Below are 15,630 nucleotides of genomic sequence, written 5' to 3'. Positions count from 1 at the left end.
CGGGAAGCGCCCGTAGCGCCTCTGCAGCAGCCAACGCCGCCCCGGCCGGCCCCGCACCCGGGGACAGCCGGCCAGGTGATCCCTTTCCTTCGTCCGGCGCAAGGCGACACACCGACGGGCCGCGGCCGTCAGCCGCCCGTGGTCACCGTGCGCTCGGCCGTCCAGCCGCCCCAGGTGCCGTCCGGCAGCCGAGCCCGCAGCCGCACCCGGTGCTCCTGCCCGGGGGTCCGGCCCACGTAGAAGCTGTAGCGCGCCCGCCCGCGCGGTGGTGTGCCGCCCCACACCAGTGAGGTGGCCGTGGTGTCGTCCAGCCGGATCCGGTACTCGGTGATCACCCCGTCCACGCGCGGGGGGTCCCAGGACAGGTCGACGTAGAAGGCACCCGCGGCCCGGTGGGTCGTGGCCGTGAAGGCGGTGGGCGCCGTGTTCCGGCCGTCGTCGGTGCCCGGCGTGGTGAGCCGGACGGGACCGCTCGCGGGGGAGAGGTTGTCGGCGGCGTCCCGGGCCCGCACGGTGAAGACGTAGGCGGTACCGGGACGCAGCCCGGTGATCACGGTCGCGGTCTGCTCCCCGCCGACGCCGTGGATCTTGGCGTCGCCCTGGTAGACGTCGTAGGACACCACGCGCCGGTCGTCCCGGGACGCGGCCCAGGACAGCTGGACGGCGCGGCTGCCGACGACCCGTCCGGCGATGCGCCCCGGACGGGTCGGTGCCGAGCGGTCGGCCGCCACCCGGGCCGGCGTCCGCGCCCGTACCACCCGGCTCGGCGGCCCCGCACGGCCCTCGGTGTCGAGGGCCCGCACGGTGAAGGCATACATGGTGGACGGCCTGAGCCCGGTGACGTCCACCATGTGCTGCGAACCCGGCACTTCCTCCACTTTCGCGGTGCCGCGACAGATCTCGTAGGAGCGGACGCCGGGGTCGTCCGCCAGCGCGTTCCACATCACGTGCACGCTCGTGGCGCTGCCCGCCACGGCGGTGACGCCGGTCGGCGCGCCGGGCGCCCGCCCGTCGTCGCCGTCGGCGGCCCGGCTCCAGCCGCAGGAGGCGACGAGCAGCAGGGCCGCGCAGACCAGCAGGGGCGGCAGCGGAACGCGTCGCACGGCTCTGCCTCCCCGGGACCGCATCGACATCACGCAAAGGTCCGGACCAATATGACCCGCCGGGTGTGGCCACATCAAGAGGGCCGCGTTGGTGACCATCCCGGGGTGTTCCGTATGCTGGCCCCACTGCGGCCGAACTGCCCGAACGAGCAGGGGAGTTCATGCCGGTGGCGCGGACACGCTGTCGTCGCCGATCCCGCGCCGACGCGGGTGGCCGGGGGACCCGGACGGAGGCCGGTCCGGGTCCCCCGGCCCCTGTTGTCCCTCTCCTGTCCTGCGCCTGCCCCGCTCCTGTGCCGCTCGCCCCGGTCCGCTCCCCGCCCCCGCATTGGCTCCCACGCCCGGTTGTCACCTGACGGAGTGTCAGACCTGTGCTCCATCCGGCCTCCTTCGGGGCGGCCCAGACGGCCGTGCACCGGACCCGCACCACAGTGGGCGGCACATTCCCCCCGTCCCCGAGGAGAGGGTCCCTCATCGTGCGTGTCCCGTCGCTGACACTGGCCGCGGCCGGCGCCGCCCTGATCGCCCCCGCCGCGCTGCCCGACACGGCCGGCGCCGTCCAGCCCCGACAGCGGCCCGCGGCCCACAGCGAGGGTGCCGTCGCCGCGGCCGACCTGCTGGCCCGGCTGGGCGAATGCCACCAGGTCTCCCGCGGCCGGTACCGCACCGACGCCGACCGTCCCGCGACCGTCCCCGTCTGCGGAACCGAGGACGCCGTGTTCTGGAAGGCCGACCTGGACGTCGACTGCGACGGGCGGTCCAGCAAGCACTGCAACCGCCGCACCGACCCGTCGTTCGCCGCCGCCACCGCCTTCCAGCAGTCCGACGGCCGCCACCTGAAGGCCGAGAAGCTGCCCTACATCGTGGTCCCGCCCCCGAGCCGCATCTGGGACCATCGCGCCGCCGGCGTTCCCGGCGGCTCCGTCGCCGCCGTGGTCTACCGGGGCCGGGTGCAGTACGCGGTGGTCGGCGACACCGGCCCGCGCGACGTCATCGGCGAGGCCTCGTACGCCACCGCCCGGGCCCTCGGCATCCGGTCCGACCCACGCGACGGCGGTGTGTCCTCCGGTGTCACCTACATCGTCTTCAAGAACTCCCGCGTGAACCCCCTCGAGGACCACGCGGCGGCGGTCGCCACGGGAGAGCGGCTGGCCAGACTGCTCCTCATGAACAAGTGAGCCGCCGGGGCGCGCCCCTCGCGTCCCGACGCGGTCAGACCTTGCGGTAGGCGTACGCCTCCGTCGCCGCGGCCTGCACCGCGTCCAGGTCGGCGCCCGTGGCCGCGGTCACCACGGCGGCCACCGCGCCCTCCACGAACGGGGCGTCCACCAGCCGGGAGCCGTCCGGCAGTTCGTCGCCCTCGGCGAGCAGCGCCTTCACGGTGAGCACGGCGCTGCCGAGGTCGGTGAGCAACGCGACCCCGGCACCCCGGTCCACGGTGGCCGCCGCGGCGGAGATCAGCTCGGCGCTGGTGCCGAGCCCGCCGCCCTCGGTGCCGCCCGCGGAGGCCACGGGCACCGCCGTGGCCCCGCCCGCCAGCCCCTTCGCGAGCTCGGCGACCGACGCGGCCACCTCCGCGCTGTGCGACACCAGCACGATCCCGACCAGCTTCTCCTCACTCACCGCCGGCCTCCGCCGTCTCCGCCAGCGCGGCGATCAGCAGAGCCGACGAGGTCGCTCCCGGATCCTGGTGGCCGATGCTGCGCTCCCCGAGATAGCTCGCCCGGCCCTTGCGGGCCTGCAGCGGGGTGGTGGCCTCCGCGCCCTCCTCGGCGGCGGCCCGCGCGGCGGCGAAGCCGTCCGTGAGCGCGTCCACCGCAGGCGCCAGAGCGTCGATCATGGTCTTGTCGCCGGGCGCCGCTCCGCCGAGCGCCATCACCCCGTCCATGCCCGCGCGCAGCGCCTGGGCCAGTTGCTCCACGTCGACCTCGGCGGCGTCACCGAGCGCCTTGCCGGCCCGGCGCAGCAGGGTGCCGTACAGCGGCCCGGACGCGCCGCCGACGGTCGAGATCAGATGGCGTCCGGCGAGGGTCAGCACGGCACCCGGAGTGTTTGGCGCCTCCTTCTCCAGGCCGGCCGCCACGGCCGTGAACCCGCGCTGCAGATTGCTGCCGTGGTCGGCGTCGCCGATCGCCGAGTCGAGGGCGGTGAGCCGCTCCGCCTCGCGGTCGACGGACGCGGCGGTCGCCGCCATCCAACGGCGGAAGAAGTCGGCGTCGAGCACTGGATCTCCTTGCGTGGTAGGGCTGTCGAGCGGCGTGCCAGGGGGAGGGTCGCCTCGTCCGCCGTATCACATCCCCCAGCGCAGCGCCGGGGTCTTCACCGGCGCGTCCCACAGGCGCAGCAACTCCTCGTCCACCTGACACAGCGTCACCGAGACGCCTGCCATGTCCAGGGAGGTGACGTAGTTGCCGACGAGGGTGCGGGCCACGGCGACCCCGCGCTCGGACAGCACCCGCTGCACCTCGGCGTTGAAGCCGAACAGTTCCAGCAGCGGAGTGGCACCCATGCCGTTGACCAGCACGAGCACCGGGCTGCGCGGCGGCATGTCCTCCAGGATCACGTGCACCGCGAAGTCGGCGATCTCCCCGGAGGTCATCATCGGCCGCCGCTCCCGGCCCGGCTCGCCGTGGATACCGATGCCCAACTCCAGTTCTCCGTCGGGCAGATCGAAGGTGGGACTGCCCTTCGCCGGGGTCGTACAGGCGCTGAGCGCCACACCGAAGCTGCGGGAGTTCTCGTTCACCTGGCGGCCGACGGCCTCCACCCGCTCCAGCGGCTGCCCCTCGGCCGCGGCGGCGCCCGCGATCTTCTCCACGAACAGGGTCGCGCCGGTGCCGCGCCGGCCGGCCGTGTACAGGCTGTCGGTGACCGCCACGTCGTCGTCGACCAGGACCTTGCCGACCTGGACGCCCTCGTCCTCGGCGAGTTCGGCCGCCATGTCGAAGTTCAGCACGTCACCGGTGTAGTTCTTCACCACGAACAGCACCCCGGCCCCGCTGTCCACGGCCGCCGCGGCGCGCGCCATCTGGTCGGGCACCGGCGAGGTGAACACCTCCCCGGGGCAGGCCGCGGCGAGCATGCCCGGGCCGACGAATCCGCCGTGCAGCGGCTCGTGCCCCGACCCGCCGCCCGACACCAGCGCGACCTGCCCCGCCACGGGAGCGTCCCGGCGCACGATCACTCGGTTCTCCACGTCCACGGTCAGGTCGGGATAGGCGGCCGCCATCCCGCGCAGCGCGTCCGCCACCACGGTCTCCGGGACGTTGATCAGCATCCTCATGGGTGTCTCCTATGGTGTCTTCCCTGGTCGAGCCACGTGCGGACAGTGGCGGACGACGGGCGTCCCGCTCCTCAGTATCGGCCTTGCGGCGCGGAAGGTCATGTGTGCCGCAGCCACGGATTCCCGGGTGCCCGCCCCGGCCGCCGTGATCACACCCCGACAAGGCCGGCACCCGCGGCAGCGGGCACCGGCCTTGTCGGACCATGGCGTGGGGACGCCTCGCTACGGCTCCTCGCGGCGCTCCGGCGGCGGCGTTCCCGGCTCGGCCGGCCGGGGCGCGGTCGTGGTCATGTGTGCCGGGTCGAGGATCTGGTCGCCGTACAGGTCCTGCAGCCAGTTGGTCTGGTAGATGGTGTCGAGGTAGCGCTCGCCCAGATCCGGTGCGATGGCCACCGCGGTGATGTCATGGGCGTCGTGCCGGGCCAGCCAGTCGGTGGCACCGCTGACCACCGTCCCCGTGGAGCCGCCGAACAGGAAGCCGCGGCGGGCCATGCGGTGACAGGCGCGGATGGTGTCCGCCTCCTCCACCCGGATCACCTCGTCCACGAAGGACTCGTCGAGCAGCGGCGGACGCATGCTCATGCCCAGTCCGGGGATCATCCGGCGGCCGGGCTTGCCGCCGAAGGCCACCGAACCCACGCTGTCCACCGCGACGATCCGCACCGGCCGGTGCCACTGCCGGAAGTAGCGCGCGCAGCCCATCAGGGTGCCGGTGGTGCCCGCGCCGACGAACAGCACGTCCAGCTGCGGGAAGTGGTCGGCGATCTCCGGCCCCGTGGTGCGGAAGTGCGCCCGCCAGTTGCCCGCGTTGGTGTACTGACTGAGCCACACGTACCGGTCGTCGGACGCGCACAGCGAACGGACGTAGTCGATCCGCGTGCCGAGGAAGCCGCCGTTGGCGTCCAGACCGGCCACGACATGGACCTGGCTGCCGAGCGCCTCCATCAGCAGCCGGGTGGACAGGTTGCAACGGGAGTCCGTCACGCACAGAAACCGGTAGCCCTTGCTCGCGGCGATCATGCTGAGTGCCACACCCAGGTTTCCGGAGGAGGATTCGACGAGGATCGAGTCCCGCGTCAGGATGCCGTCGCGCTCGGCACTCTCCACCATCTCGTTCGCCGCCTTCAGCTTGATGGAGCCGGCGAAATTGAAACCCTCGCACTTCAGGTAGAGGGGGTAACCGAAGATCGACTCCAGGTCGACGAACAGATTGCCCTCGTTGAAGGCGTGCGGAGCGTTTATGACGGGCACGGTGGCCTCCAGGTACCAGGGCAGGGGCCTCAGCCGTATCGGCGCAGGTCGTGGAAGAAGTCGTCGATGAGGCGGAGGTTTCCCCCGCGGGCCACTTCGTCGTAGACGTACTTGCCGACGGCGAGATCGAGCACGCCGAGTCCGAAGGGGGAGAAGATCACTGGGCGGTCGGCGGGCGGGGCGGCCCGCCCGGCCAGCACGTCGTAGAGCGTGCCGTTCAGGAAGTCGCGGTTGCCGGTGCGCTGCTCGACGAGGTGGGGGGAGGTGTCCGCCTTCAGGCAGTGCTCCACGTCGTCGACGAAGTTGGCCGAGGCCAGCAGGACCTCGGGGGCGAGGTCGCGCAGCGACACGTGCAGCACCAGCGGGTTGTGGCTGAACAGGCCCGGGTCGCTGACATGGGGCTGGCCGGCGATGGTGGCGAAGACCACCAGGTCACTGGAGCGGATCAGTTCCTCGGGGCTGTCGTGCACGGTGACGTTGGCGGTGGTCCCCGACTGTCCGAGGTAGCCGCAGAAGCCCGTGGTGCTGGCGTCGGACACGTCGTACACGCCGATCGCGTCGAACGACCAGCCGGTGCCGGCGAGGAAGGTGTGGATGTAGCGGGCGATCAGGCCCGTACCGAAGAAACCGACGCGGGTGGGGCGGGTGCGGGTGCGGCTGAGCCGGTCGGCCGCCAGCACCGCGGACGCCGCGGTCCTGGTCGCGCTGATGATGGAGCTCTCCAGACAGGCGAACGGGTAGCCCGTGCCGGGGTCGTTGAGGATGAGGACCGCGGAGGCCCGGGGCAGCCCGGAACCGACGTTGTCCGGAAAGCTGGAGATCCACTTCAGGCCGTCCACGTGCACCGAGCCGCCGACGGACGCCGGCAGCGCGATGATCCGCGCCGTGGGACGGTCGGGGAAGCGCAGGAAGTACGACGGCGGGTTGACCGAGTCCCCGGCGCCGTGCAGCCGGTAGGTGGCCTCGACCAGCTCCACGATCTCCTTCTCGCGTCCCTCGAGCGCCTGCTGCACCTGCGCTCCGGGGATCACCGAGAACGTCGGCATCGTGGGCCGGTGCGCCGCGGCGGCCCGGTCGGGGGTGGAGAGCACATCGGTCATCGCGGCCCCTCCTTCGCGGCCGGGCCGCCGTCGGCGGGCCGTTGCGGCTCGGCCATGCCGACCAGGACCTGGCGCTCCCCGGTGAAGGCCTCCCGGCTGTGCGCGGTGCGGATGTTGTCGACCAGCATCAGGTCCCCGGCCCGCCAGGGCTCCCGACGGGTGTGCTCCTCGTAGGTGGCGTTGAGCAGCTGGACGACGTCCTCGCCGATCGGGGTGCCGTCGCCGTAACGGGTGTTGAACGGCAGCCCATCCGGCCCGTAGACGTCCACCAGGTACTCGCGCACCTCCGGGGCCAGCGTCCACTCGTTGAGGAAGGCGATCTGGTTGAACCAGCAGCGCCGGCCCGTGACCGGGTGCCGCACCACGGCGGGGCGCCGCTGCTCGGTGTGGAGGGAGCCGTCGGCCCGCCAGGTGAAGTCGATCGCGTGGTCCCGGCAGTAGCGCTCGATCTCGGCGCGGTCGTCGGTGCCGAACGACTCCGCGAGGGACGCCCCGATCTCGTCGTTGTAACTGCGGGTCAGCATCCAGCCGGTCCGTTCGAACCGCTGCGTCAGCTCCGCCGGCAGTGCCTGGAGCATCGATTCCGCGTCGGCCACCGCGGTCGCCCCGCCCTCCCCGGGCGCGGTCAGGCACGCGAACAGCATCAGGCCGGGAACGTCGAGCGCGTAGCTCAGCTCGTGGTGCATGCACATCGGCTGGTTGTCCGGCCAGGCCGTGGAGGAGTACAGCCCCGGGCCGTAGGCCTCGCGCGGGGCGAACGCCTCCCGCTCGGTCATGAGGTCACCGGCCAGCCGCGTGAAGACGGCACCGACCTGGTCCGTCCGCCGCAGGTCCAGGCCGCGGACGACCAGCGCCCCGTGCTCGGTGACCAGCGCCCGCAGCGCCGCGCGGTGCTCGGCCGCCCAGCTCGGCGCGTCGCCGGGGGACTCCACGTGCACCAGCGCCGGTCTGTCCGGTCGCGACTGCACCTCGAACGGTGCTGCCAGGGATGAGGACGACATCTCGGATTCCTTTCGATCGCCCGTGTGCGGGCTCGTCCAGATTCAGGGGGAGGGCAGGGGGGCTACGGCGTCCAGGACGGCCCGTACGGCCTCGGCCGGGCGGGTGCGCGGGAAGTAGTGCCCGCCGCCCGTCAGTTCGCACAGTTCCACCTGCTCGGCGAAGAGCAGCCAGTCCCGGTGGTGCTCGGCGTACCCGGCCGTGTGCGGGTCGTCGGCGGCGACGACCACCGAGACCGGCGCGGACAGCCTCACCGGCGGCGCCGTCTCCAGGGCGGCGCCGAAATAGCGGTGGGCACAGGCGCAGTCGTGCCGGTAGGCGGCTCCGATGTGCTCGGCATGCTGTTCGCTCAGCTCCGCGAGCTCGGTGTAGCCGCCGTCCTCGGCCAGCCGTGCGGCGATCTCCGCGTCGGTCCACCCGGACAGTTCACCCAGAGCGGCGCGGCGGCCGACGGCCGTGCCGAGGAGCTGCGCGCCGAGGAAGACCCGCGTCACCTCCACCCCGCGCTCCTTGAGCCGCCGGGCCGTCTCGAGGGCCGGCGCAGTGCCCGACGAGTGGCCCCACAACATGACCCGGGTCAGGCCACGCGCACCGATCTCGCCGGCCACCCGTTCCGCGATCTCGGTGATCGACGCGAACGGCTCCCGCCGGGCGGCCAGATCGTGGCCGGGCAGGTCCACCGCGAGGACCGCCGTGCCGTGGCCGGCCAACGCACTCGCCATCGGCTGGTAGTTGACCGCGTTGCCGCCCGCGTACGGGAAGCACACCAGCGTGCACTGCGGTTCACCGTCCGGCTGCGACAGCGGCTGGAGCAGCTCCGGCCGCTGCCGGGCGGCCCCGTCGAGGAGGGCGGCCAGGTCGGCGAGGACCGGGTGCCGGGTGATGTCCTTGAGGGAGACGGCGCGGTCGAGCGCGATGGTGAGCCGTACGGCCGTCAGGGAGGTCCCACCGGAGTCGAAGAAGTGGTCGCCGCGGCCGATGTGATGTTCCGGGACGCCCAGCAGCTCGGCCCAGGCGGCCGCCAGCTTCCGCTCGGTCGGCGTGAGCGGGGCGCCGTCCCGCTCACGCCCGCCGCCGTCGGAGGCGGCCGGTGCCGCCTGTTCGGCCAGCGCGGTGAGCGCTTTCCGGTCGATCTTGCCGTTCGCGGTCAGTGGCAGGGCGCTGTGCCAGTGGAAGGCGGAGGGGACCATGTACCCCGGCAGGACGGCGCCCAGCGCCTCCCGCAGCACCTCCGGCTGCTGCTGCCGGCCCGTGTAGAAGGCGATCAGGTGCTTGTTCCCGCCTGCACGCTCCGCGGCGACCACGGCACCGTCGCGCACTCCGGGCACCCGCAGCAGGGTGTTCTCGATCTCACCGATCTCGATCCGGAAGCCGCGGATCTTGACCTGGTTGTCCCGGCGGCCGAGGAACTCCAGCTTGCCGCCCGGGTGCCAGCGCCCCCAGTCACCGCCGAGGTAGAGCCGTTCACCCCGCCGGTACGGGTCCTCGCGGTACGCCTCCCGGGTCCGCTCGGGATCGTTGACGTATCCCCGGCCCACGCAGACGCCGGAGAACGCGATCAGGCCGGGGGCGCCGAGCGGCACCAGCGACAGGTGCTCGTCCACGACGTAGACGCGCACGTTGTTCACCGCACGCCCCAGCAGGACGCGTTCGGGCACGCGGTCCATGACCTCGTGGTTGGTGTCGTCCGACGTCTCCGTCAGCCCGTAGGCGTTGACGAGCCTGATGCCCGGCTGGAGCGCGAACCAGCGCTGGACCAGCTCCCGTTTCAGCGCCTCGCCGGTCACCGACACGTACCGCAGGTCCGGCAGTTCACGCGGGTGCTGCTCCAGGTAGGCGACCACGACCTCCAGATAGGAGGGGACGACCTGTGCCACCTGCGCCCGGCCCCGGACCAGCGTGTCGAGGAACCGCTCCACGTCCACGACCACGTCCTGGCCGACCAGCAGCGTCCGCCCGCCCACCAGCAGCGCCGACACCAGCTGCCACAGCGAGATGTCGAAGCACTGCGGGGCGGTCTGCGCCACCACGGAGCCCTCGCCGATCCCCAGGTCGTCGATCTTGGCGTGGAGATGGTTGAGCATGCCCGCGTGCTCGCACATCGCACCCTTCGGCTCGCCCGTGGAGCCGGACGTGAAGAAGAGATAGGCCAGTTGGCCGGGGTCCACCGGCACCCCGAGGTCGTCGTCGGCGTGCGGTTCCTCGTACGCCGCCTCGATCAGGAGTTTCTCGCACTCCGGCAGCTCGGCCAGCGCCTCGTCGAGGGTGCGGGTGCTGCCTGACTCGGTCAGCACCAGCCGGCACCCGGCCCGCGACAGCGTCGCCCGGACGCGGCCGGCCGGGAAGTGCGGCTCGATGGGCAGGTACGCGCCGCCCGCCTTGAACACCGCGAGCGTGGCGGCCAGCCAGTCCAGGCCGCGCTCGGTGACGACGGCGACCACGTCTTCCCGGCCCAGCCCCCGCGCCAGCAGCGCCCGCGCCAGCCGGTTCGCGCGCCCGTTCAGCTCCGCGTACGTCCATGTGCGCTCGCCGTGCACGGCGGCGACCGCGTCCGGATGCGCCCGCACCCGCTGCTCGAACAGCTCGTGCGCCCGCGCGTCCGGCAGCGGACGGCGGGGCCCGGCCAGCCCGTCCAGCTGCTCGCGGACCTCGTCCGGGGACAGCAGGCTCTGCCGGGTGTGCTCGGCCTCCAGGTCGGCCGTCATCAGCCGGAGCGCCGTCAGGTGGTAGTCGGCGATGCGGGCCGCGCAGTCGGCGTCCAGCACGTCGGTGCGGTACCGCAGCCGCAGCACCAGCCGTCCGCCGCTCTCGGACCAGCGCACATGCAGGACACCGTCGTCGGTACGGGCCTGACCGGCCTCCATGGGGCCGAACACCACCTCGTACGACGGCTCCGCGAGCCCCAGTTCCCGGCGCAGTTCCTCCACCGGGAACTCCCGGTGCGCCAGCATCTCCGCCTCGGCGTGCTGTGCGGCCGTCACCAGCGCGCGCCAGGACCCCGGGGGCACCGCCAGGCGGCAGGGCAGCGGCTCGCCGCGCACTCCGGCGGCGTACCCCGTCACCACCTCCTGCTCGCCGGACAGCGCGGCCAGCACCTTGGCGTGGGCGGCCAGCAGCAGGGCGCTGACCGGAACCCCCGTCCGGCGCACCAGCCCGCGCACCGCGTCCGCCACATCGGCCGGCACCGGCGCCTCGGCCTCGGCCGTACCTGCCACCGGCTGCCCGGCCCACCGCGGCACCGCCGTGGCACCGCCGGCCGTCAGCGCACGGCTCCAGAACTCCCGGTCCGCTTCCACCCGCGCTCCCTGCCCTTCCTCAACTCGCGGTCGCCACACGGGCGTCGGCCGCGTTCGATGCTGTGGACCGGTCACCGACGGGAGGGCCCGCGGCCTCCGGCATGTCCACGGCCGGGTTGCCGCCCCAGTGCGCCCGCGGCGGCATCTCCTCGCCCTTCATCAGGAAGGAGTCGGCCGCCAGCACCGCACCGTCGCCCAACGTCACGCCGTAGTGCACATGGGCTCCGACGCCCAGCGTGCAGCCGGCACCGAGCGCGGTCCCGGCGGACTTGAAGGTGCCGTCCTCCTGCGAGTGGCACTGGATCTTGCTCCCGGCGTTCAGCATGCAGTCGTCACCGATGGTGGTGAGCGTGCGCTCCGTCAGGTAGCAGCCGTCGTCGAACACCCTGCGGCCGATGCGCACTCCCAGCAACCGCCACACGAGCGCCTTGAAGGGGGTCCCGTTGTACAGGTTGAGGTAGTGGTCCGGCACCTTCCACACGCGCTCGTGCCGCCAGAACACCGGGTCGTAGATGGAGCACAACTGCGGCTGCAGTCTGCGGAACCTCGTGGTGAAGCGTTCCACCAGGATGTAGTGGACGGTGGACAGCGTGAGCGTCAGCGCCAGGTACACGGCGATCACCACGTCTCCGACCACGCCGTACAGGTCCACCGAGGCGAGGGCGAGGAGGGTGAGCGCGAAGGTGTGCACCCATCGCGCCCCCAGCATGAGGCCCATCGAGCGCAGGTTGTAGCGGTTCTTCGAGGCGAGGCGACGGCGCAGTGTGTCACCGGTCCTGAGGTCGTCGAACCGCGCGTCACGCTCGACCGAGCGGGGGATCTCGAAGGACGGCGAACCGAGCAGTCCGACGCCTTCCCTGACCTCGCCGTCGAGCGGGACCATCACCTTCGTCGCGAGCAGGCAGTTGTCTCCCGTCCTGCCCCCCGCTGGATAGGCGATGTTGTTCCCCAGGAAGTTGCGCGGACCGATGACCGTCCGGGACAGACGGAACGACGTGCTGGAGTAGTCCGCGTTGAGGAGGGAGAGCCCGTCGGCGATCATCGTCCCGGTGCCGACGGTGACCAGGAGCGGGCTCTCGTGCTGGACCTCGGTGCCGAAGTTCGACCCCGTCTGCTCGACCTGCGACAGGTCGTATCCGATGCCCCGCAGGTAGTGCACGATGAAGGAGCTGTCGCCGAACAGCCAGGTGAAGAACTTGATGTTCGTCATCCGCGCCGTCGCCCGGTGCACCGCGTAGTGGAACCCGTAGAGCGGATAGACGCGGTCCGGCCTGACGACCAGACCCAGCAGCCGGGGCAGGGTGCACAGGGCGACAAGCCCCAGGACGACGAAGCCGAAGAACAGCACGAAGGACAGGATCAGCGCGTCCGAGAACAGTTCCGACGGTGACAGCGAGGCCGTCTGCGGGTCGAGCCGCTTGCCGATGGCCGGAACCTCGGTGAACAGTATGTACACACCGCCGACGGCCAGCGGGATGTACAGGAAGTACAGCTGAAGGAGCGTCACCAGAGCGAACCAGGCCCGGCGTCCCGTGCCGCACCTGGCCGGCGCGACCCGCACGTACTCCGTCTCCGTGGGCTGCGCCGGAGAACCGTGCCAGTGAGCACCGTCCGGCACCGCCTGCCCGCGGTGCAGGGCGGACGAGTGACCGAGCTGAGCGCCGTCACCCATCGACGTGTCGATGTCCAGCACCGTCTTCTCGCCGATGTAGACCTCGCGGCCGAGGGTGATCCGGCCGGTCTGGATCCGCCCCGAGTGCGCCCGGTAGCCGAGGATGAAGGAGTCCTTGCGGACCACCGTCCCGTCGCCGATCGTCAGCAGGTCGGTGCAGACCGGCACGGTGTGGGAGAGGATCGTCACCCCCTTGCCGATCCGTGCGCCCAGCAGCCGGAGGTAGAGCACGTAGAGCGGATTCTCGACGAAGAACACCATCGGATTCGCGTGGAGCAGCACCTTGACGATCCAGAAGCGCACGTACTTCACGCCCCACACCGGGAATTCGCCGGGTTTCCAGCGGCCGATGAGCAACCATTTGGCAAGGACCGGCACGGTGACCATGACCGTGAATGCGATGCCCCCGAAGAGCAGGGACCTGAGATAGATGCCGGCCAGGCCCGAACCGGCGGCGATCCACTCGTATCCACGGGCGGAGACGAATCCGGTGACGAGGGAATACACCAGGAAGACAGCGCACTGGACCACTCCGCACAGAAAGTGGTTCAGGCTGCTCGCCCGCGCGAGGGGAGCCGTCGGCCGGGCCGGTTCCGCGGCTGGTGCGGAGGTGCTCTTCGAACTCGGCGACTCGGGGGCGTGTTCCACGAGTGCCGCCGCCAGACCGCGGATCGTGGGGTACCGGTAGATGTCCTTCATCGACGGGGACGGCAGATCGTCCCGCTTCCTGACCCGCGCACAGAACTGGGCCATGACCAGCGAGTTGGCCCCGAGGTCGGTGAAGAAGTGACCGTCGACCGGGACGCGCTGTGCGCCGAGGACATCGGCGAGGACATCCGCGAGTTCCCTCTCGGCCTCAGCCACCACTGGGCCGGAACCGCTACGCCGTTGTACGGCGCCTTCCTCCGGCCCGCTTATATGTTCCTCAGGCGGCTGCTCCACCATTCGATCTCCCGAAGAGGGCTGGGTCATCGAAGCTCCGGGCGCGTTCTCCTGCTGATCGCAAAGCGCCCGCTTCAGTTTGTGTCGGCCCTCGGCAGGATGCCACTTCGCACGGGCCGCCCTGCGGAATTCAAAGGCCCGACGCGCCCGCATTTCCCGATTCTCCGGGGATCCAGGGTTCCGCGGATCACTCGAATGGCTGACCCTCTACTCGGTGGCGGCGGCTTCGTTCCGGCCGTTCGGGGAACTCGGCCCACGCAGTGGGCCGAGGGCGGCCGACCGGCCGGAGGAGGTGCCGTCTCCGTGGACGACATGCACGACCGAGAGCACCCCGACGACATACGTCTGTCACCGCGCGAACAGCTCGTCCTGCTGGAGATCGAGGCCGGACTCCTGCAGGACCGGCGGCTGACGCACCGGATGCGCCGGATGCACCGGGTGCGCCGCGATGTCCCGCTGCGGTTGTCCGTCCTGCTGCTGACGGTCGCCTCGGCCCTCGCCGCCGTCATGGGAATCCGCTCCTCGGACCCCGCCCTGCTGTGGTGTTTCGCCGTGCTCTGGCCGCTCACACTGCTGCAGGCCGCGCGGCTGCTGCGCCGCACGGCCGACCGCTGGTCCCGGACCGGAGGCCGCGTCACCCCGTGGCTGTGAACCCCGGGCACCCACCGGACTTCACCGAACGCTCCATGGCCGCACGCGTACCGTCACCGCACGGACCTCACCGCCCCGCCGCACCACGAACCCCTGGTGCCCGTGGTCCGCGCGTGCACGGACCACAAGCACCAGGGGTTCGACCGGATCCCCGGCGGCTGAACGGTCGCCGAAACCGCCCTCAGCTCTCCTTGCCCCGCCCGGACATCGCGTCGCGCAGCCGGTCGACCATGCCCGCTCCCGGCGCCAGCAGCTTGTTCAGCGGGGGAGTGTCCGGTGCGGACGGGTGCGGACGGGTGGGGGCGGTCTTCTTCGCCCGGCGCACCTTGTCACCGAGGTCCATCAGCGCGTCCGGCGTGCACGCCGCCTCCAGCCGCGGGAAGAGGTTCTGCTCCTCGTCCGTCACATGGGACCGGATCTCGCTCATCAGCTGCGTCATGAGTGTGTCGAACCGCGGGTCGTCCGCCTGGCAGCCCTCCAGGTCCTTCATGATCTGCTCGGCCTTGGCGTGGTCCTCGAGCTCCTTGTCGGCCAGGGCGTCCCCGCCCTGGATGTGCTCGCGGACCGCCGGGTACAGGTAGGCCTCCTCCGCGATCGAGTGGCGCACCAGCTCGATCGTGGCCTGGTCGGCCAGGTCCTTGCGTTCCTTCGAGCCGGGCGGCAGCATCTCGATCTTGCCGAAGATCTCCTCGACCTCGCGATGATCGGTCGTCAGCTCCTGGATGACATTTCCGCCGTGACCCATGTCGTTACCTCCTGCGAGACACGCGGCGGCCCGTGAGCGGCCGGCCGTCGCCGCCCCGAGTGCCCAGCGCGCGGCGCGCCACACGGGCCTTCGGGCCGTGTCAGCGCAACGAGTGGCGGCCTGCGGCCGTCCGGCCGGGTCCGGCGAGCGCGCACCGCCCCCGTGGTCCAGGATGCCCGGGTCCCGCGGCCCCGCCACCGGGTCGAGGGCGATCACCGGCGTGCCTGGCGTGGAGGCCGGTGACCGAGACCCCGCGAGTCGTCGACAGGTCCTGAACCTGGCACGGAGAGTGGCGACTCCCGAGCACGTCGGCGGCGGTCGCGGCGCCGAGGAGCACGTTCGACCCAGCCGGGGACGAGCAGTGGCCCCGGGTTCCGGCCGGGCGCCCGCGGCAGGCTCCTCGTCAGCTCGTCGTGCGTGGGCCTCACCACCGTGGTGACGGTCGCCGGAGTCGCGCGAGCAGCCGTGATTCAGGACAATGAGGATTCAGCGTGTGAAACCAACTGATAGGGGAACACAGCTGCCAGTGCCGTCCAGCCAGCGGCGGCCGACCAGGGTGGTCCAGGCGGAGCAGGCCGGACCCGGCCC

General features: G+C 71.9%; 12 protein-coding genes. 2 read left to right on the top strand and 10 right to left on the bottom strand.

What is annotated here, in order from left to right; translation table 11 throughout:
* Positions 1–128 precede the first annotated feature (128 nt).
* Positions 129–1,103 carry a fibronectin type III domain-containing protein gene (locus tag ACIHEJ_RS04700; protein ID WP_400132177.1) on the bottom strand — a complete coding sequence of 325 codons (975 nt, stop codon included), beginning with the start codon at positions 1,101–1,103 and terminating at the stop codon, positions 129–131.
* A gap of 476 nt (positions 1,104–1,579) precedes the next feature.
* On the opposite strand from ACIHEJ_RS04700, the gene ACIHEJ_RS04695 reads away from it, so the two are divergent.
* Positions 1,580–2,281: a glycoside hydrolase family 75 protein gene (locus ACIHEJ_RS04695; RefSeq protein WP_400132176.1), complete on the top strand. Its 702-nt coding sequence runs from the start codon at positions 1,580–1,582 to the stop codon at positions 2,279–2,281.
* 34 nt (positions 2,282–2,315) lie between these two features.
* Here the strand turns inward: ACIHEJ_RS04695 and ACIHEJ_RS04690 are convergent, their stop codons facing one another.
* The 8 genes from ACIHEJ_RS04690 to ACIHEJ_RS04655 form a co-directional block, all read right to left on the bottom strand.
* On the bottom strand, positions 2,316–2,726 hold the full coding sequence (locus ACIHEJ_RS04690) for a PTS-dependent dihydroxyacetone kinase phosphotransferase subunit DhaM (protein ID WP_400132175.1): 411 nt from the start codon (positions 2,724–2,726) through the stop codon (positions 2,316–2,318).
* A complete protein-coding gene (dhaL, locus tag ACIHEJ_RS04685) occupies positions 2,719–3,327 on the bottom strand; it encodes a dihydroxyacetone kinase subunit DhaL (RefSeq protein ID WP_400132174.1) in 609 nt (202 codons plus the stop codon). Before dhaL ends, ACIHEJ_RS04690 begins: the two co-directional genes overlap by 8 nt.
* Positions 3,328–3,393: 66 nt before the next feature.
* On the bottom strand, positions 3,394–4,386 hold the full coding sequence (gene dhaK / locus ACIHEJ_RS04680; RefSeq protein ID WP_400132173.1) for a dihydroxyacetone kinase subunit DhaK: 993 nt from the start codon (positions 4,384–4,386) through the stop codon (positions 3,394–3,396).
* A gap of 222 nt (positions 4,387–4,608) precedes the next feature.
* A complete protein-coding gene (gene sbnA / locus ACIHEJ_RS04675) occupies positions 4,609–5,637 on the bottom strand; it encodes a 2,3-diaminopropionate biosynthesis protein SbnA (protein ID WP_400132172.1) in 1,029 nt (342 codons plus the stop codon).
* Between the two features lie 29 nt (positions 5,638–5,666).
* The gene (gene sbnB, locus ACIHEJ_RS04670; RefSeq protein ID WP_400132171.1) at positions 5,667–6,737 is read right to left on the bottom strand and encodes a 2,3-diaminopropionate biosynthesis protein SbnB; all 1,071 of its coding nucleotides are present in this window, start codon (positions 6,735–6,737) and stop codon (positions 5,667–5,669) included.
* The gene (locus ACIHEJ_RS04665; RefSeq protein WP_400132170.1) at positions 6,734–7,738 is read right to left on the bottom strand and encodes a TauD/TfdA family dioxygenase; all 1,005 of its coding nucleotides are present in this window, start codon (positions 7,736–7,738) and stop codon (positions 6,734–6,736) included. The genes sbnB and ACIHEJ_RS04665 overlap by 4 nt, the downstream gene beginning before the upstream one ends.
* A gap of 42 nt (positions 7,739–7,780) precedes the next feature.
* Positions 7,781–11,032 (bottom strand): amino acid adenylation domain-containing protein, encoded by a 3,252-nt coding sequence (locus ACIHEJ_RS04660; protein WP_400132169.1) that lies wholly within the window; start codon positions 11,030–11,032, stop codon positions 7,781–7,783.
* A gap of 19 nt (positions 11,033–11,051) precedes the next feature.
* On the bottom strand, positions 11,052–13,649 hold the full coding sequence (locus tag ACIHEJ_RS04655; protein WP_400132168.1) for a Pls/PosA family non-ribosomal peptide synthetase: 2,598 nt from the start codon (positions 13,647–13,649) through the stop codon (positions 11,052–11,054).
* 309 nt (positions 13,650–13,958) lie between these two features.
* Here ACIHEJ_RS04655 and ACIHEJ_RS04650 point away from each other — a divergent pair, with 309 nt between their 5' ends.
* Positions 13,959–14,297 (top strand): DUF3040 domain-containing protein, encoded by a 339-nt coding sequence (locus ACIHEJ_RS04650; RefSeq protein ID WP_400132845.1) that lies wholly within the window; start codon positions 13,959–13,961, stop codon positions 14,295–14,297.
* Between the two features lie 181 nt (positions 14,298–14,478).
* Here the strand turns inward: ACIHEJ_RS04650 and ACIHEJ_RS04645 are convergent, their stop codons facing one another.
* Positions 14,479–15,042 (bottom strand): hemerythrin domain-containing protein, encoded by a 564-nt coding sequence (locus ACIHEJ_RS04645; RefSeq protein ID WP_400132167.1) that lies wholly within the window; start codon positions 15,040–15,042, stop codon positions 14,479–14,481.
* Positions 15,043–15,630: the final 588 nt, after the last annotated feature.

This window comes from Streptomyces sp. NPDC052301 (genome assembly GCF_044593395.1).
Classification (GTDB): Bacteria; Actinomycetota; Actinomycetes; order Streptomycetales; family Streptomycetaceae; genus Streptomyces.
The sequence above is the reverse complement of the archived record's forward strand: the minus strand, read 5'-3'. Positions and strand labels throughout refer to the sequence as shown.